Below are 18,061 nucleotides of genomic sequence, written 5' to 3'. Positions count from 1 at the left end.
GTATCTAGTATATATGTATTTCATTTCCACTGGCAAAGATTGTAGATAGAGAAAAGAGTTGAAGCGCAATATGAATGCACGGAAGCAATTATGGATAGCAGTTATATGTATGACTTTTGTTGTAATTCTAGGAACGCTAGGATTTATGATGATTGAAGAGATTAGTTTGTTTCAAGCATTTTGGATGACGATGATTACTGTATTGACTGTTGGATACGGAGATGCCGTTCCTGTAACGCAAGCGGGGAAAGTATTTGCACTCCTTATTATACCTGTTGGTGTCGGTATTGTTACGTATGCAATTGGTGTAGTGGCAGCTATGATTATTGAAGGGAATTTATTTCATGCAGTACGGAGGAAGAAGATGGATAAACAAATAGCACAGTTACAAAATCATATTATCGTATGTGGTTGCGGTAGAGTGGGGCTTCAAGTTGTACATGAATTGCAAGAAAAGAAAATCCCATTTGTCGTTGTTGATAAAGATGAGAGTATATTGGAACAGGAAAAGCTTTTATTTGTACACGGAGATGCAACGGAAGACCAAGTATTACATCATGCTGGAATTTCAAAGGCAGCTGGTTTAGTTGCTATCGTAGCAAATGATGCTGAAAATGTATTTATTACATTAACGGCAAGAGGGCTAAACGATGCAATTAAAATTGTGGCAAGAGCGGAAAAACCAGAAACCGAAGACAAATTAAAGCGTGCTGGGGCAAATAAGGTGATTAATCCATCTAGCATGGCAGGAATTCATATTGCAAAAGGTATTGCGAATCCGCTAACAGTTCATTATATTGATACAGTACTATATGGCATGGAACAGTCATTTGTAATTGAAGAAATTGCAGTCGGCAAGGGTTCTATTTTAGCTAGTAAATCGTTACTAGAGAGTGATGTGAGAAATCAATTTGATGTAACAATTTTAGCGATTTTGAGAAATGGGGATGTTATACATAATCCAACGGGGCAGGAAAAACTACAAGAACATGATATGATAATAGTGTTTGGTTCAGTAGAGAAGCTAGGACAATTTGAGAAAGAACTACAAAGTAAGAGGTGACAAGGAATGCAAATATCGAGCGATAAGATTTTAAATAAAATGGCGAATGAAATTGCAAAGGCAAAAAGCAGTGAAGGGCAACAATCAAAAGCGCATTTATTAGTTGTGCGAGCGTTATGTGATTTATTATTAGATGAACAAGCTGAGCCTTCTATGTATAGAGAACCTGAGATTCCATCACAAGTAATTGGATCTCAGCCTATGACGACAGTTCAACCAGTTATGCCGGTTTCGGGAGAACCTGTGTATATAAAAGAAGAAGGCGCAAACGGTAATTCTTTATTTGATTTTTAGAAGATAAATCGTTTGGCTTATATGAAAAAATTGCTTATGATAAAGGTAAAAAAAGGGGAATTAAGATGAAAATTTTCTTTTTACTAGGTTGTATTGCGGCAGGGCTATCTGTTGCGCTAGGGGCTTTTGGAGCACACGGTTTAGAAAATAAAGTTTCTGCAAAAATGTTAGAAGTTTGGAAAACAGGCGTTACATATCAAATGTTTCATGCAGGTGGACTATTCGTAGTTGCTTTATTAATGGATAAAATTCAATCATCACTTTTAACTACTGCTGGCTGGCTTATGGTAGCTGGGATTATTATGTTTTCAGGTAGTTTGTATGCATTAAGTACGACAGGTATTAAGTTCTTTGGCCCAATTACACCTCTTGGTGGTGTAGCGTTTATCGTGGCATGGATCTTAGTCGGAACTGCAGTTGTAAAAGGCTTATAAAAAAACAAAAGCTGGCATATGCCAGCTTTTTTTATGGTCTTGGAGCATAAGTTGCTTGTTGACTAGGTAAATACATAATTTCTTCTGGGAATTCTACATAATCTAAGTAAATCATTAGTAGTAAAAAACGTTTCCCCGATTGCGGTTCACTAATAACGATGTGATCACGTCCAGCTGCCTCAATAATACCTGTATAAGATTGTGTACCGAGTGAACTACCACGCTCATAAGTCATTACTACGGTGGCTTGCTTGCCTTTGTTCAAGCGAAGAATATTTTCAATATACGACTGTTCTAATGGTAACATGCCTTGAGAAACGGCATATTGAGCTTGCGCAGCTTGTTGTTGCATCGCTTGCTGTTGTTGCTGTTGCTGTGGGGTCATTTGTTGCTGTTGTGCATAAGTTCCAGATGGTTGATAAAAACCTGTTCCATAATAAGGGTTTTGTTGCTGTGCCATTCAAAAATCCCTCCTCGTTTTCATTCCTTAATATACGCTAGGGCAATCCCCGGCAGATGGTTGGAAGAAGCAGTGCTTTTTAAAACGTCCAGAGTTTTGTTGGTCATACCAAGTTGGTGGGCAAGGACCTTCAGGTCTAAAAAACCATAAGGCGAAATTTGCAGGCCAAAAACGTTGTCCTTGAATCGTTCGCCTTGCTAATGCGATATCTTGTTCTCTTGCACGCTGATAAAAATACCCTTTTTGCGTTGCCTCAAAACCGCCAGGATTTTGATAAACCATTTGACGTAAATTACGTATTTTTTTAAAATCTAAACAATTTCCGCGGACACGATTTACCCCTACGTTTCCGACCATTAACATTCCTTGTTGTCCTTCTCCTTCAGCTTCAGCACGCATCAGTCTAGCTAATAACTTTACATCTTCTTCGTTATAAGCAATAACACCCATTATGTGTCACCTCTCTTTTTGGAATACCTTGTGGAAAGAGGTTTATTTCTAGATGAAGTGTGTAACGATTACTAGTTCATACGTATGAGAAAAAGGACTCAGATATGACAACCAAACGAAGTTTTACATGGAGAGAGGAAAATAAAAAAAGCTAGCGTGAGCTAGCTTTCCATCATTAAAATACTTTAGACCATAAGTTTGAGAAGAAATCTCCGATAGAGCGCATTGTTAATACGAACCAATTTGCCTTTTCAACTTCTTCTGTCGTTTTTGCAGTAACTTTCATCCTTTTACTACCGTCTAAGAAACCATATTTATCAGTTGATTCTAAAGTAATTGAGCCTACTTTGGCATCTTTCTTAATAGGAGCAACTAAATGTCCATCTTCAGCAAGAGATTTATCTACTTCAGTCTCAATTTTATAAGGATCTTTGCTACCTTTTTTCGCGATTACTGTTATTTCTTTTTCCGGTACAACAGTTACTTGATCTTCTTTACCTTTTACTACAGAGATTGTATTATTTTTATCAACTTTTAGCTTTTGTTTTTCGAAGTTATTAAACCCGTATTCGATTAATTTACGAGATTCTGTGAAGCGCTCGTCCATTGATTTTGTTTTAATAATAACTGAAATAAGACGTACATCACCACGTTTAGCAGTAATAGTGAATCCATATCCAGCGGTATCAGAACTACCAGTTTTTAAACCATCTGTTCCTTCATAAGAGAAAGCAGCACCTGGTAACATCCAGTTCCAGTTTTCCATACGAATTGGTTTCGGATGATTATCTGGGAAATTTCTAAATCTTTGTTTTGTATCCTCTAGCATTTCTGGATACTTTGTAATCATTGTTTTTGAAAGCATACCCATATCGCGAGCTGACATGGAATTTTCTCCATTCGGATCCGTTCCCTCAGGGTGTTTTCCTTTTAAGTCAGCGTTATTTAACCCAGTAGCGTTTACAAATTTATATTTCTTTAACCCTAGTTTTTTTGCATGTTCATTTGCAAGATTCAAGAAGTTCTTCTCACTTCCTGCAAGAAGTTCTGCTAAGGCAATACTAGATCCGTTTGCAGAGAAGATAACGATAGAATGATATAATTCTCTTACAGTATATTGACGTCCCTTTTCAAACGGAACGTTAGAGAATTCATTATTACGTGAAACTTCATAAGCATAATCAGAAATGTTTACCTTTGTATCCCAAGTAATTTTTCCTTCTTTAATTGCTTCTAATACGGCATAAACAACAATTAATTTTGACATACTAGCAATAGCTAGTAATTCATCTGGATTTTGTTCATGCAGTATTTTTCCTGTATCTGCATCAAATAAAAGTGCAGCTGCCGCCTCAATGTGTATTTTTTCTTCCGCATGGGATGTTGTTACTCCTAAGGAAGAAATTGACAATAAAAACGCTAGTAAAATAGACAAGATTTTCTTCATATAGATTATCACCTTCGCATCGTTATTAGCATGTAGCTCGTACCATTTTAGCATAAATTTGGATATAGAAAGGTTACAATTTTGTAAGGAAATTGAAAAGAATTTGTCCATTTTTGTTCAAATTTGCAGAGAAAAGAAGTATTTTGAGGAGAAATATAGAGGGTAATAAAAAAAGGAACGAAATTCGTTCCTTTTTCACGATTTATATGTGTAAAAATTTCTCTACCTTTTCGTCTGGTAAAATGTTTCCAACGAAAAATGTTCCGAATTCACCATAACGAGCACTTACTTCATCGAAGCGCATTTCATATATAAGTTTTTTAAATTGAAGAACATCGTCAGCGAATAATGTTACGCCCCACTCAAAATCGTCGAATCCAACTGACCCTGAAATAACTTGGCGTACCTTACCTGCGTACTGGCGACCAATTTTACTATGACTGTACATCATTTTCTTACGTTCTTCCATAGGAAGCATGTACCAGTTGTCATCACCTTGGCGACGCTTGTCCATTGGGTAGAAGCAAATGTGATTTGCTTTTGGTAGTTCTGGATATAAGCGAGCTAAGATTTGTGGGTTTTGATATGGATCTTCATCAGCTGGAAGGTAGTTGCTTAGTTCAACAACAGATACGTAAGAGTATGCAGGAACCATATATTCAGCTAATGTTGTTTTATTCAATTCTGTCTCAATTTCATTTAACTCTTCCATTGTTGGACGTAAAATCATAAGCATAATATCAGCTTTTTGGCCAACAACTGTATACATTGCATGACTGCCTTTTTTCGCACTAGCTACTTCGTTCCATTTTTCAACGACATTTAAAAATTCAGACACAGCTTGTCCGCGTTCGTCGCTAGATAATGTTTTCCATGCAGCCCAATCAATAGAACGTAAATCATGTAAACAATACCAGCCATCTAACGTTGTTGTTGCTTCACTCATTCTATTCACCTCAGTTAATGATAGTTTTACACGTTAACTATAGCATATATAGTTTTAAAATCATCTATATAAAGCTTTGGCGCATAAAATTGTCACATTTAAGTTTATTTGAAAATAGGAGAGGATAAGGCTTAAAGGGGCGTTATTTCTAGGCTGAATTTTATGAAAATATAATCATTTTCATTTTATCTATTTTTTGGGAGCTATAAGTTTAAAATAGAGAGGAAAAGCAGTATTCTTAAAGATAGAGTTTTTTTAACATAAGTAGGAGGGTTTATTCGTGAGCAACTTATTTACAACAGTAAAAGAAAAAGTTCAAGGAAAAGGCATTTCTATCGTACTTCCTGAAGGAACTGATGAAAGAATTTTAGGCGCTGCAGAGCGTTTAGCAAAAGAAGAGTTAGTACAACCAATCTTAGTTGGTAATAAAGAAGAAATTAGCGCAAAAGCTGCTAGCATGAATTTAACATTAGCAGGCGTTGATATTTATGACCCAGCTACATACGAAGAAATGGATGCAATGGTAGCATCTTTCGTTGAACGCCGTAAAGGTAAAGCAACTGAAGAAGACGCTCGCAAAATCCTTAAAGACGAAAACTACTTCGGTACAATGCTTGTATACATGGGCAAAGCACACGGTTTAGTAAGTGGTGCAGCTCACTCTACAGCTGATACAGTTCGTCCAGCACTTCAAATCATTAAAACAAAACCAGGCGTTACAAAAACTTCTGGCGTATTCATCATGGTACGTGAAGAAGAGAAATATGTATTCGCTGATTGTGCAATTAACATTGCACCAAACAGCCAAGATTTAGCTGAAATTGGTATCGAGAGTGCGAAAACTGCTGAACTATTCGGTATTGATCCACGCGTTGCTATGTTAAGCTTCTCTACAAAAGGTTCTGCGAAATCTCCAGAAACAGAAAAAGTTGTAGAAGCAACTCGTATTGCAAAAGAAATGGCTCCGGAATTAACTTTAGATGGAGAATTCCAATTCGATGCTGCATTCGTACCATCTGTAGCCGAGAAAAAAGCTCCAGGTTCTACAATTAAAGGTGATGCTAACGTATTCGTATTCCCAAGCTTAGAAGCTGGTAATATTGGCTACAAAATCGCTCAACGTTTAGGTAACTTCGAAGCAGTAGGACCAATCTTACAAGGTTTAAATATGCCTGTAAATGATTTATCTCGCGGATGTAACGAAGAAGAAGTGTACAAGTTAGCTTTAATTACAGCAGCTCAAGCACTTTAATTCTATAATGAATCGAAATAAAGACCGTCGCTATTATAGCGACGGTCTTTATTTTTCTAAGCCAAGTGCTTTATTGTTACGATCAATAATACGTTGTAAATTCGTCTCATATAAAGGTATTTCATCTATTGTTAATTGAGATGGTGTTAACTTTGGAGCGAATTGCTGCAATGTTTTTAAAAGGCGCATCATTAAATCTTGTACTGTAATGGTTTCGCCAAGTAATTCTGAAAGTGAAGCCATCGTACTCGGTACAATTTCAGGATACGTAAAGCGTGTTTCTTCTCCTTGAATGGCTAGGTTGTAGAAATCACGAACGAGTGCGGCACGCTCAGAGCCACTTCCTGTAGCACAAAGATAAATTTGGACAGCGACACCGCCGCGAATACGTCGCTGTGAAATGCCAGCAAATTTTTGATTGCGAATACTTAAGTCATAGCTACCAGGACAGTAAGAGCCAACAATTTCTTTTGCCTCGATTGTAACATCGTAATCGTTTAACATTTCCTTAATTAAATGCCACATTGTATCGTATCCAAGATCAATATCGATACCTTTTTCTGTCTCTTGGAATAAAAGTGATATGTTTAAAACACCTTCATCAAGTACGACTGCAAGTCCACCGGAATTACGAACGATAACATTGAAGTTGTTTTCTTGTAAAAAGGAAATACCTTCTTCCAAGTGTGGTAGGCGTGAATCTTGAATGCCAAGAACAATTGTATTGTGATGAACCCAAGAACGCATTGTTGCAGCTGATTGACCATTTCCAATGCTTGTGCACAGTGTGTCATCCATTGCGAATGACTGCAATGCATGGAATGTTGGTCCCAAACTAGACTGATCTACAATACGCCACTCTGGCTGAGATAAAATGGAACGGGAATTGCTCATATAACTAACCCCTTATCTTTAAAATGACAATCTCTATTATAGCAAAAAATGTAGAAACGGGTTTTTTCATATATAAAGGGAAAGTTTAAAGGTGAAATGATAAAAAGGATGCATACAATGCATCCTTTTTATTCTGCAATTTTTTCTAAATTACCGTTTCGATCCATTCGGAAAGATGTTTGAGAACGTTCTTCGTCATCCATGACTGCCAGCTTACGAGCACGGTTCATAATATTCATAAGTGTTTCGTAATCTTCTTGTACAGTATGAGATTGTTTTTCTAATTTTTCTAGTTTCTTTTCTAGTTCTTCATTTCGAAGGATTTGTGATTTAATTTCTTGTTTCAATCTCGTATTCTCGTTTTCAAGAGCTGTCACTTTTATATTTGAAGATCCGACCGTTTGTAAAAAATAAATAACATCTTGCATTGTCATAGAGCCTTTTGCAGCAGGAACAGTAGGTTCTTGATATGGAATAGCTTCTTTATATTGCACAATTGATTCCTCTTGTACGAATTCTTCATAGTCAGTTATCGAATCTGAAGCTGGTGGTGTATAAAGTAAACGTTTTTTCGCTTGTTCACCGCTTGCAGCACGCATTTTATCTTTACGATGTTTTTTTGCTAGTTGAAGAGCTTGTTCATAGCTATAGCGAACAACAGCATTCCAACGGAAACCACAGGCAGCCGATGTACGATTTAATTGATCACCCACTTCTTCAAATGCATTTAATTGAGTACTTCCTTCTCGAACGTGACGAAGTACAGTTTCAGCAAGTAATAAATCATCCTCATCCGTCCAAGCATCTTGTCTTACTTTCATAGATTCAACTCCCTTTCTTTTTATGAACTTCCTATTTTTATAATGGGCAAAAAAATGAGCTTTTATACAAAGCTTTTAAAAATATGGTAGATTTCGATGAAAGGTATAAATTTTGCTATGAATGATGAGAGCTTATGAAGGAGAGCATATAAATATGTAACATTATATGAAGAAAGAGCGTTGTAAGGACACTTGCAACGAGCTTCAAAGAGCGGTAAAATACCATTTAGTGTTTATTTTTAAATGTACTTGTGAAAAGTTTAAAATAGAGGAAGTGTTATATATAATGGGAAACGAATTTCGTGTGTGCGATGATTGTCAGGCAACGAACGTTAAAACGTTGATTCCAAAGTTAAAAAAAGTAGATTCATGTGCAACGATTGAAGTTGCATGTCAGTCTTACTGTGGTCCTGGTCGTAAAAAATCATTCGCATTTGTAAATAATCGTCCAGTCGCGGCTCCAACAGAAGATGAATTAATTGTAAAAATTGAAGCAAAGTTAAATAAGTAAGAAAAAGAAGAGTGAACAGATTACTCTTCTTTTTTTATGCCCATACGAGGAATGAGTTATTCTACGAAAATACAATTGAGTAGATTAACATTCAATGAAGGAGGGGCATCATCTATCCATTCAAATATAAATTTATATTTCAAAATAATGGTTGACAGTCTTTTGAAGCGATAGGTAAAATAGAAAGTGTCTGATTCTGAGAATCATTATCAAGAAAAGGTCAATTAACCTAATTTTTTTATTACTATTTGAGAATAAATTTCATTTCATTAAATATATGTTGTTGGTTAGGATGGTTGAGGTATGGAAGCGAGCGCAAGGAGTATAGAACAGCAAGATGTGAATGTCAAAGAGATTAAGAGCAGACCGCTCGTTGCTTCTATTATTTTAGTAGCAGGTACAGTTTTGTTAGCTTTAAGCATGGCAGTTTCTATTTCGTTTGGTGCTGCAGATATTAGTTTAAAGACTGTATGGCAAGCTGTGTTTCAGTTTGACGGTTCTATTACGCATCATAACGTAATTCAAGAACTTCGCATGCCTAGAGCAATAGGGGGCGTAGTTGCAGGTGCCTTTTTAGCGGTATCAGGGGCAATTATGCAAGGTATGACGCGAAATCCACTTGCTTCACCATCGTTAATGGGAATTACAGATGGAGCTGTATTTGGAATTGCAATTATGTATGCATTCTTCCCTAATTCACCTTATTTAATGTTCGTTATCGCATCTTTTATTGGGGCTGCGTTTGGAGCGAGCATTGTATATGGAATTGGGTCTTCTTCACCAGGTGGATTAACACCTGTGAAGTTAGCTTTAGCGGGTGCAGCAATTAGTGCTTTATTAGGGGCCATTTCATCTGGAATTGCGCTATATTTCAACCTTGCCCAAGAGGTGAGTATGTGGAATGCAGGCGGAGTTGCGGGAGTGAAATGGGAAAGTATTAATATGTTAGTACCAATTGGCCTTGTTTGTCTCTTTATTGCAATTATGATGTCGAGGTATATTACAATTTTAAGCTTCGGTGAAGAAATTGCGATTGGACTTGGTCAAAATACGACATTAATTAAATTTATCGGAACAGTACTTGTTCTTGTGTTAACAGGTTCTGCGGTTTCTATGGCAGGATCGGTTGGATTTGTTGGTCTTGTAATCCCGCATATGACTCGTTTCCTTGTAGGCTCAGACTATAGATGGGTTATTCCATGTTCTGCGGTCTTAGGTGGGCTGTTAATTGAATGTGCAGATATGTTATCTCGCGTTATTAATCCGCCGTTTGAAACGCCAATTGGAGCAATTACAGCGCTAATTGGGGTTCCATTCTTCCTCTACTTAGCACGTAACGAAGGGAGAGGGAAAATGTGAGGACAAGTGTCTTAACAAAAAAGAACGTTTCTGTTTTAACAATCTTAGTAGGATTAATCGTTACTGTATTTTTAGTAAGTTTAAATACAGGGACATTTAAAATACCGCCAATGGACGTATTAAAGTCATTGGTTGGACTTGGGGCTGAAGATCAGTCTGTTATTTTATTTGAATTCCGTATGCCGCGTATGGTTATTGCTATATTAGTCGGATCCGCTTTAGCGATGTCAGGTGCGATTTTGCAAGGATTATCACGAAATCCACTTGCTGATCCAGGTATTATCGGTATTAACGCTGGAGCGGGATTAACAGTTGTTATATTCGTCTACTTTTTCTTCGGAAAAGTTGGGACTGGTACATTTTTATCTGTATTTATCCTTCCATTCTTCGCGTTAGTTGGTGCAATATTAGCGGCGGTTATTATTTATTTACTAGCATGGAAAGACGGCGTTTCATCAACGAGATTAATACTAGTTGGTATCGCTGTTGCAGCCGGGTTTGGTGCTGTTAGTTTAATTTTTTCTATGAAGATGACATCTAACGATTTCCGCTTTGCTACGATTTGGTTAGCAGGAAGTCTATGGGGCACAGATTGGAAGTTCGTGCTAAGTGTACTTCCATGGATGGTTATTTTCTTGCCACTTGCTATTAGTAAGGCACACATATTAAATGTAATGAATCTAGGTGACTCCACAGCTGTTGGCCTTGGTCTAAATGTAGAAAAAGAAAGACGTAAATTATTATTTATTGCAGTTTGCTTAGCTGGTGCATCTGTCGCTGTTGCCGGAGGAATTGGTTTTATCGGTTTAATGGCTCCGCATTTAGCGAGGCGCCTTGTTGGTGGTAAACATCAAATTATGCTGCCTACCGCTGCACTAATAGGGACGTTTTTACTCTTATTCGCAGACGTAATTTCAAGAAGTGTGTTAACAACTTCAGAAATACCGGTCGGTCTTGTTATTTCTGTAATTGGTGCACCATATTTCATATATTTACTTATGAGGACAAAATAAAGGGAGGCTTTTTGTATGGCAACTTTAGCAGTTGATGCGGTATCTGTTGGCTATAATGAAGGGTTAATTATTGATGGATTAACAGTTGAAATTCCGGAAGGGAAAATTACAACGATTATTGGACCAAATGGTTGTGGGAAGTCCACATTATTAAAAACGGCTTCTCGTATTTTGAAGGCGAAAAAAGGTACTGTTTATCTTGACGGAAAAGCAATCGAGAAACAACCAACGAAAGAAATCGCAAAGAAAATGGCGATTTTACCACAGACTGCAGAAGTGCCAACTGGCCTTACTGTGTTTGAACTTGTTTCATATGGACGTTTTCCTCATCAAAAAGGATTTGGAACGTTGAAAGAAGAGGATTATCGTTACATTCATTGGGCACTTGAAGTGACGGGAATGACAGAATTTGCAAATCGTTCAGCAGAGGCGTTATCAGGCGGGCAACGTCAACGTGTATGGATTGCGATGGCCCTTGCACAAGGAACAGAATTACTCGTATTAGATGAACCGACAACGTACTTAGATATGGCGCATCAATTAGAAGTATTAAATTTATTGAAAAAGTTAAATGAAGAAGAAGGTAGAACGATTGTTATGGTTATCCATGACTTAAACCATGCTTCTCGTTTCTCAGATCATATGATTGCATTAAAAGCAGGTAAGTTAATGAAACAAGGAACGCCAGATGAAGTGATGACAAGTGAAACACTTCGCAGTGTATTTGAGATTGAAGCTCAAATCGTTCCGTGTCCAGTAAACTGTAAACCAATTTGTTTAACATATGATTTAGCGATGATTAGTAATCAATTGCGTAAAAAAGCATAAGTAGAATCCCCCTCGTAAAGAGGGGGGCTTCTAATGGACGTTGAGCTTCTTATTAGTAAATAGGAAGTTGAACACCCGTTAGAACGGGGCATAAGTAACAATTAATCAATATATATTTATTAATTGTTAATCTTGTTTCTTATAGTTCATTGTAACTTATAAGAGAAATACAGCTAGAAGGAGTGGGAACATGAAGAATTTTAAAATGGCGTTATTAGCAATGGTACTAGTTGTTACTTCTGTACTATTTGCAGCTTGTTCTAACAAAGAAGAGAAGAAAGCAGATGCGAAGGATGCGAAGACTGAAGAGCGCACTGTACAACATGCAAAAGGGGAAATTAAAATCCCTGCAAATCCAAAGAAAATTGCTGACCTTAGTGGTTCAACAGAAGAATTATTAATTTTTGGTATGAAACCAATTATTACTGCTAATACATCGCAAGAAAAAATTGATACACATATTGAAAAGAAATTAAAAGACGTAAAACCAGTTGGTTCTGCTTGGGGCGATAAAATTAACATCGAAGCAGTAGCTGCTGCAAAACCAGACTTAATTCTTGTAAACAATCGTCAAGAAAAGATTTATGATCAATTATCTAAAATTGCACCAACAGTTATGTTAAAAACTCCATTAGATCAATGGCGTCCAAAATTCGAAGAAGTAGGTCAAATCTTCGGTAAAGAGAAAGAAACAAAAGAATGGTTCAAACAGTATGATGAAAAAGCAAGCAAATTACATGATAAAATCGTTGCGAAAACTGGCGATGCTAAATTTATGAAAATGGCTGCATATCCAAATGCTTTCCGCGTATACGGTGACTACGGTTACGGTAGCGTAATCTTTAATGATTTAAAATTACCAGCAGTTAAAGGTACACCAACGGATAAACCACTAGTACAAGTACAAAAAGAAGCTTTAATCGATTACAACCCGGATTACTTATTCGTATTTACAACTGGTGACGGTTCTCAACGTCTAAAAGAATTCCAAGAAGAATCAATTTGGAAAAACATGAACGCTGTTAAAAACAACCACGTATTTACAATTAAAAACGAAGACGTAAACAAAGGTTACTTCCCTCTAGGTAAAGAAATGATCTTAGATGAAGTTGCTGAATTCGTTTTAGGGAAATAATGTATAAACAGAAATCACTTTTACTTCGGTAAAAGTGATTTTTTCTTTATATAAGGGCAATTAATATAGTCTTTCATTTCTTTCTGTTTCCTATTTCGTTTATAATATATAGTAAGAATGCAGTAAAGAAAGGGGGATGTCGGAAGGTGGTATATTTAAACGACAAACTCAGCGAAACAAAAGTGTTTAAAGACCCGGTACATAAATATGTGCACGTACGCGATCGTGTTATTTGGGATTTAATCGGAACGAAAGAATTTCAACGCTTGCGCCGTATTAAGCAGCTTGGAACGACATTTTTTACATTTCACGGTGCAGAGCATAGTCGCTTTACTCATTCGTTAGGTGTATATGAAATTATTCGTCGTATGATTGATGATGTGTTTGATGGCAGACCGAACTGGAATGCTGAAGATAGATTGTTATGTTTATGTGCGTCATTACTTCATGATGTCGGTCACGGCCCATTTTCTCACTCGTTTGAAAAAGTATTTTCATTAGATCATGAGAAATTTACGCAAAAGATTATCGTTGGAGATACGGAAATTAATCGCATATTAAGTCGTGTGGATAAAGACTTTCCGCAAAAGGTAGCCGATGTAATCGCCAAAACATCTACGAATAAATTAGCGATTAGCATGATTTCCAGTCAAATTGATGCAGATCGTATGGACTATTTATTAAGAGATGCGTATTTCACTGGCGTAAAGTATGGAAACTTTGATATGGAACGTATACTACGTGTCATGCGTCCATATGGGAATCAAGTAGTCATTAAAAATAGTGGTATGCATGCTGTTGAGCATTATATTATGAGTCGTTATCAAATGTATTGGCAAGTATATTTCCATCCGGTAACGCGCAGTGCCGAAGTTATTTTAACGAAGATTTTACACCGTGCAAAATCATTGCACGAGAAGTATTATACATTTAAAAATCATCCGGTTCATTTCTATTCTTTATTTGAAGAAGAAGTAACAGTAGAGGATTATTTAAAGTTAGACGAGAACGTTATGTATTATTACTTCCAAGTATGGCAAGACGAAGAAGATCCAATTTTAAGTGACTTATGCCGCCGTTTTATGAATCGAAACCTATTTAAATACGTAGAGTTTACAGATAAGCACGGTTTAGATAATTGGATGGAATTAAGTAGCTTATTCAAAAAGATTGGACTTGATCCAGAATACTATTTAGTAGTTGATTCAACATCAGACTTACCGTATGACTTTTACCGTGCTGGTGAAGAAGAAGAGCGTCTGCCAATCTTACTTCTTATGCCAAATGGAGAGCTTAGAGAGCTTTCACGTGAATCGGATATCGTTGAGGCGATTACTGGTAAGAAGAGAAGGGATCAAAAATTATTCTATCCGCATGATTTAATCTATGAAGATGGAAGAAAAGGAAAATATAAAGAGAGAATCATCGAGTTACTAGAAGGAAAAAAATAAGAAGCAGCTAAGGGCTGCTTCTTATGAAAGAACTTGAAATTATTTGTCGCTTAAGCGTTTTCCGCCAACTGCATAATGGTTTTTAGACATTTCTTCGATGAAAACAACGATGTTTTCTTCAGGAGCACCAGTTGTTTCGCTTACTGCTGCTGTTACTTTCTCAGCAAGAGCTTTCTTTTGTTCCTCTGTGCGTCCTTCTAGCATTTTCACTGTTACGTATGGCATATATAATCGCTCCTTTTATGTAAGTTACACTCTTATTATAGCGGATTATGGGGAAGAACAATCGAAAAAACAAATAATTTCTTTTTTTGACAGATTGAAGAGGAGATGAATCATGGATCAGTTATTTAGATATCCGTTGCACCAAATTCCGTTGGTAGCAATGGCCATTATTATTGCGTTATCAGTGCATGAATTTGCGCATGCATATGTTGCATATAAATTTGGAGACGATACAGCAAAGAAGCAAGGCCGTTTAACATTATCACCGATGGCGCACTTAGATCCTATTGGGATGATCGCTGTATTAATTCTTGGTTTTGGTTGGGCAAGACCTGTTCCTGTTAACCCATATAACTTTAAAAGGCCGCGTCTTGCAGGTATATTAGTTTCAATTGCAGGCCCAATTAGTAACTTAATTTTAAGTGCAATTGGTTTAATCATTTGGTATAGCCTATTAACATTTGGTGTATTAGACTCAATTCCATTTGCAGTAGCGGATACATTGGCTCAATTCTTCCGAATTTTTATTATGCTTAATATCGTATTACTTGTATTTAACTTATTGCCAATTCCGCCACTTGATGGGTACCGAGTTGTGGAGGATCTAGCACCAACAAATATTCGTGCGAAAATGACACAGTATGAAAAGTATGGAGCAATAGCGTTATTAATTCTTGTTATTACACCGCTTAGCAATTATACAATTCAACCTATTTTTAATGTTGTCATTCCATATGTATTTGTATTTTTAGACAGTATCATTTCGCCTATTTTTGGCCTTTTATAATCATTAAGTGAGGAGGAATTTACATATGACAGAGAAAAAGAAAAAAATCGGTTTTAATATCGTGAAAAATGATTCAACAGATGGACATGGTGGTTTTGGTGTTGGAGCATTAAGTCTAGAAAACATTTCACCTGTATTTGTCGATGTACTAGAGAAAACAGCATTTGTTGATATCGGTGCAATGCATGCGCGTAGTACAGTCGAAAAAGGTATTAAGTTTTTAACAAATAAAGATGAAGTTCCAAACGGAAAACCATTTTGGCTTGTGTGGGTAACGATTGAAAGAACGGCGACAGGTGCTTATTATGCAGGTGTAACAGCTTGTGAAATGACAGTTGACCGTGAAATTCGCCGCGGATATAAATCACTTCCAGAGCATGTAAACAAAATGGATAAATCAATGAAGCGTCACATTATGGTTGACCATATGGATGAATCATCTAAAAAAGTACTTGGTACGTTCTTGAAAGAACATAATGAAGCGATTTGGAACGAATCTAGTGAAGAATTGCGCCGTGCATTATTAAGTGAATAAAAAATAGCTGACGGATACCCGTCAGCTATTTTTTTACCAAGGAAGATATTTTTTCCACCAACTTGTTTTCTTCTTTTCTTCAGTTGTCTTTTCAAATTCCTCTTTGTCATCGACATGATCCATACAATATTCAGTTGGTTCTGTACCTTTTGCGAAATACATTTTAACTGAAATGGGACAATTTTTTGTAGCGATTTTTCCGTTTTCAGGGTTAATATCGACTGCAACGACGTCATTTGGTTGTTTAAACTCTTTTTTAGGTTGTCCATCTAAGCCTTTTTCCATCGTATCGGTCCATATTCTTTTTGCATATCCCTGTTCGGCTACATTTGAAATTGATTTAGGTTGATCGTATCCAACCCATACACCAGTTACAATTTGCGGAGTAAATCCAATCATCCAACTATCCGTTTCAGTAGAACCAGACTTTCCAGCATATGTTCTTGATAGCTTTGATAACATCGATTGACCAGTTACAGCAGCATAACTGCTTAGTTTTTTATTAAACATACCCGTCATCATTTCTTCCATCACAAATGCTTTGCTTTTATCAAGAACTTGCTTACTCTCCAAATGAGCATCGTATAACATATTTCCTTCATGGTCCATAATGCGGCGAATAAACATTGGTTTTACTTCTTTTCCACCGTTTGCGAACATGCTATAAGCGTTAACCATTTCAATTGGTTTTACAGGAGATGTACCGAGAGCGAGAGACGGAACATCTTTTAATGCGGTAGTAATACCGAATTGCTTCGCTGTTTTTGTAAGAATGTCTTCGCCTAAAAATAAATTGGTCTTCACGGCATATACGTTATCAGAGACCGCAAGAGCTTGCGCCATTGTTACAAAATCGTCTGCATAATAGTCTTTATAGTTTTTCGGTTTATACTTTGAAACACCGTCACCTAAAGTGAACACAGTGTATTCGCTTTTTAAGCGCGTAGCAGGGGTGAATCCTCTTTCTAATGCCGCGTAATACAGGAATGGCTTAAACGTAGATCCAGGCTGTCGAGCGGCCTGTGTAGCCCTGTTAAATTGACTCGTATTATAATCAGTTCCACCAACAAGGGCAGCTACTTCACCTGTTTTTGGATTCATAGAGACGAGCGCAGTTTGTATGTTTGTTGTGTCAGGTATGTGATCTTTTACAGCTTGCTCTGCAACAGATTGTAATTTAGGGTCTAGTGTTGTATAAATACGCAGGCCACCCTTTTGTAAGGCTTGTTCATCTAATCCGATATCACGAAGAAGAGAAGCTTGTACAGCATCTTGGAAATAAGGTGCAATCTCTGCCACTTTTTTTGTATCTAATGAGGCAAAAGTTAGTGGCTCTTTTTTTGCTGACGTTGCTTGTTTCTTCGTAATGTAACCTTGTTCTACCATTTCGTCTAATATGAGAGATTGTCGTCCTTTCGCACGATCCTCTTTTAAAAAGGGAGAGTAGACACTAGGTCCTTTCGGGATACCTGCGAGCATACTAGCTTCCGCTAATGTTAATTCTTTTGCTGTTTTATCGAAATATAGACGAGATGCAGCTTCGATTCCGTAAGCACCATGCCCGTAATAAATTGTATTTAAATATCCTTCTAAAATATGATTTTTATTATAGTTCACTTCAAGGCGGATTGTGTACATTGCTTCTAATAGTTTACGTTTCCACGTTTTATCATGATCTAAGTATAGGTTACGAGCATACTGTTGTGTAATCGTACTAGCACCTTGGACTTTTGCCATCGCTTTTAAATCGGCAACAATAGCACCAGCAATACGTTTCATATCAAAGCCATGATGTTTGTAGAATCGTTGATCTTCGATAGATAGTGTCGCCTCTTTTACATAAGGAGAGATTTCATTGAGAGATACATTGTAACGTTTTTGCATTTCATTACTTTGTCCGATAACAGTGTCATCATTAGCGTAAAAGACACTTGTTTGCGGGACAGCAACAGGGGGAGGTCCCATAATTTTTGCAACTATAATAATAACAAAAAAGGAAAAAACGAAAAAAAGAACAGAAGAAAACATTACGGTGAAGAAAAGACGTTTATATTTTTTAAGTTTCGGATTCATAGTTTGATCCATCTTTTTCAGCCCCTCAATACTAATACAAACATTATTGTATTAGTATTGAGGGTTTTCGGTTATTTTAAACA

General features: G+C 36.8%; 20 protein-coding genes. 12 read left to right on the top strand and 8 right to left on the bottom strand.

The window, feature by feature from the left end:
• The first annotated feature begins 70 nt into the window (after nucleotides 1–70).
• The 3 genes from JDS82_RS19255 (at nucleotide 71) to JDS82_RS19245 (ending at nucleotide 1,791) form a co-directional block, all read left to right on the top strand.
• Complete coding sequence (locus tag JDS82_RS19255; RefSeq protein ID WP_000993991.1) at nucleotides 71–1,063, top strand: potassium channel family protein; 993 nt, start codon at nucleotides 71–73, stop codon at nucleotides 1,061–1,063.
• Nucleotides 1,064–1,069: 6 nt separating this feature from the next.
• Nucleotides 1,070–1,357, top strand: a complete 288-nt coding sequence (locus tag JDS82_RS19250; RefSeq protein ID WP_001167358.1) for a YwdI family protein — start codon at nucleotides 1,070–1,072, stop codon at nucleotides 1,355–1,357.
• Nucleotides 1,358–1,422: 65 nt separating this feature from the next.
• Complete coding sequence (locus JDS82_RS19245; RefSeq protein WP_000688322.1) at nucleotides 1,423–1,791, top strand: DUF423 domain-containing protein; 369 nt, start codon at nucleotides 1,423–1,425, stop codon at nucleotides 1,789–1,791.
• Between the two features lie 31 nt (nucleotides 1,792–1,822).
• Here the strand turns inward: JDS82_RS19245 and gerQ are convergent, their stop codons facing one another.
• From gerQ to hemQ, 4 genes are all read right to left on the bottom strand, one after another.
• Nucleotides 1,823–2,251, bottom strand: a complete 429-nt coding sequence (gene gerQ, locus JDS82_RS19240; RefSeq protein ID WP_000068635.1) for a spore coat protein GerQ — start codon at nucleotides 2,249–2,251, stop codon at nucleotides 1,823–1,825.
• Between the two features lie 27 nt (nucleotides 2,252–2,278).
• Nucleotides 2,279–2,701, bottom strand: a complete 423-nt coding sequence (gene cwlJ, locus JDS82_RS19235; RefSeq protein ID WP_000538157.1) for a cell wall hydrolase CwlJ — start codon at nucleotides 2,699–2,701, stop codon at nucleotides 2,279–2,281.
• Between the two features lie 175 nt (nucleotides 2,702–2,876).
• On the bottom strand, nucleotides 2,877–4,148 hold the full coding sequence (locus JDS82_RS19230; RefSeq protein ID WP_199713769.1) for a serine hydrolase: 1,272 nt from the start codon (nucleotides 4,146–4,148) through the stop codon (nucleotides 2,877–2,879).
• 202 nt (nucleotides 4,149–4,350) lie between these two features.
• Entirely contained in the window at nucleotides 4,351–5,094 is a 744-nt protein-coding gene (hemQ, locus tag JDS82_RS19225) for a hydrogen peroxide-dependent heme synthase (protein ID WP_001287590.1), read from the bottom strand.
• A gap of 280 nt (nucleotides 5,095–5,374) precedes the next feature.
• On the opposite strand from hemQ, the gene pta reads away from it, so the two are divergent.
• On the top strand, nucleotides 5,375–6,346 hold the full coding sequence (gene pta / locus JDS82_RS19220) for a phosphate acetyltransferase (protein WP_000067226.1): 972 nt from the start codon (nucleotides 5,375–5,377) through the stop codon (nucleotides 6,344–6,346).
• A 48-nt stretch (nucleotides 6,347–6,394) separates the two neighbouring features.
• On the opposite strand, the gene lipL is transcribed toward pta, so the two are convergent.
• Both lipL and JDS82_RS19210 read right to left on the bottom strand, forming a co-directional pair.
• Nucleotides 6,395–7,240: an octanoyl-[GcvH]:protein N-octanoyltransferase gene (gene lipL, locus JDS82_RS19215; protein WP_000071958.1), complete on the bottom strand. Its 846-nt coding sequence runs from the start codon at nucleotides 7,238–7,240 to the stop codon at nucleotides 6,395–6,397.
• A gap of 128 nt (nucleotides 7,241–7,368) precedes the next feature.
• Nucleotides 7,369–8,061: an RsfA family transcriptional regulator gene (locus tag JDS82_RS19210; RefSeq protein ID WP_000868353.1), complete on the bottom strand. Its 693-nt coding sequence runs from the start codon at nucleotides 8,059–8,061 to the stop codon at nucleotides 7,369–7,371.
• Between the two features lie 286 nt (nucleotides 8,062–8,347).
• Between JDS82_RS19210 and JDS82_RS19205 the strand changes: the two genes are divergently transcribed.
• From JDS82_RS19205 to JDS82_RS19180, 6 genes are all read left to right on the top strand, one after another.
• The gene (locus JDS82_RS19205; protein ID WP_000526075.1) at nucleotides 8,348–8,572 is read left to right on the top strand and encodes a YuzB family protein; all 225 of its coding nucleotides are present in this window, start codon (nucleotides 8,348–8,350) and stop codon (nucleotides 8,570–8,572) included.
• 303 nt (nucleotides 8,573–8,875) lie between these two features.
• On the top strand, nucleotides 8,876–9,931 hold the full coding sequence (locus JDS82_RS19200; protein ID WP_000388283.1) for a FecCD family ABC transporter permease: 1,056 nt from the start codon (nucleotides 8,876–8,878) through the stop codon (nucleotides 9,929–9,931).
• Nucleotides 9,928–10,944 carry a FecCD family ABC transporter permease gene (locus JDS82_RS19195; RefSeq protein WP_001260774.1) on the top strand — a complete coding sequence of 339 codons (1,017 nt, stop codon included), beginning with the start codon at nucleotides 9,928–9,930 and terminating at the stop codon, nucleotides 10,942–10,944. The genes JDS82_RS19200 and JDS82_RS19195 overlap by 4 nt, the downstream gene beginning before the upstream one ends.
• Nucleotides 10,945–10,959: 15 nt before the next feature.
• Nucleotides 10,960–11,772, top strand: coding sequence for an ABC transporter ATP-binding protein (locus tag JDS82_RS19190; protein WP_000212066.1), 813 nt, complete (start codon nucleotides 10,960–10,962; stop codon nucleotides 11,770–11,772).
• Between the two features lie 190 nt (nucleotides 11,773–11,962).
• Entirely contained in the window at nucleotides 11,963–12,907 is a 945-nt protein-coding gene (locus tag JDS82_RS19185) for an ABC transporter substrate-binding protein (protein ID WP_000787744.1), read from the top strand.
• A gap of 146 nt (nucleotides 12,908–13,053) precedes the next feature.
• A complete protein-coding gene (locus JDS82_RS19180) occupies nucleotides 13,054–14,358 on the top strand; it encodes an HD domain-containing protein (protein WP_000262747.1) in 1,305 nt (434 codons plus the stop codon).
• Between the two features lie 39 nt (nucleotides 14,359–14,397).
• Here the strand turns inward: JDS82_RS19180 and JDS82_RS19175 are convergent, their stop codons facing one another.
• Nucleotides 14,398–14,583: a 2-hydroxymuconate tautomerase gene (locus JDS82_RS19175; RefSeq protein WP_001147171.1), complete on the bottom strand. Its 186-nt coding sequence runs from the start codon at nucleotides 14,581–14,583 to the stop codon at nucleotides 14,398–14,400.
• Nucleotides 14,584–14,695: 112 nt separating this feature from the next.
• Here JDS82_RS19175 and JDS82_RS19170 point away from each other — a divergent pair, with 112 nt between their 5' ends.
• Together JDS82_RS19170 and JDS82_RS19165 are read left to right on the top strand one after the other, a co-directional pair.
• Entirely contained in the window at nucleotides 14,696–15,370 is a 675-nt protein-coding gene (locus tag JDS82_RS19170; protein WP_000372449.1) for a site-2 protease family protein, read from the top strand.
• Between the two features lie 25 nt (nucleotides 15,371–15,395).
• Nucleotides 15,396–15,905 (top strand): YwhD family protein, encoded by a 510-nt coding sequence (locus JDS82_RS19165; protein ID WP_000136683.1) that lies wholly within the window; start codon nucleotides 15,396–15,398, stop codon nucleotides 15,903–15,905.
• 33 nt (nucleotides 15,906–15,938) lie between these two features.
• Here the strand turns inward: JDS82_RS19165 and JDS82_RS19160 are convergent, their stop codons facing one another.
• Entirely contained in the window at nucleotides 15,939–17,990 is a 2,052-nt protein-coding gene (locus tag JDS82_RS19160) for a transglycosylase domain-containing protein (RefSeq protein ID WP_000372976.1), read from the bottom strand.
• Nucleotides 17,991–18,061: the final 71 nt, after the last annotated feature.

The organism is Bacillus cereus group sp. N14 (assembly GCF_016483555.1).
Taxonomy (GTDB): domain Bacteria; phylum Bacillota; class Bacilli; order Bacillales; family Bacillaceae_G; genus Bacillus_A; species Bacillus_A wiedmannii.
The sequence above is the reverse complement of the archived record's forward strand: the minus strand, read 5'-3'. Positions and strand labels throughout refer to the sequence as shown.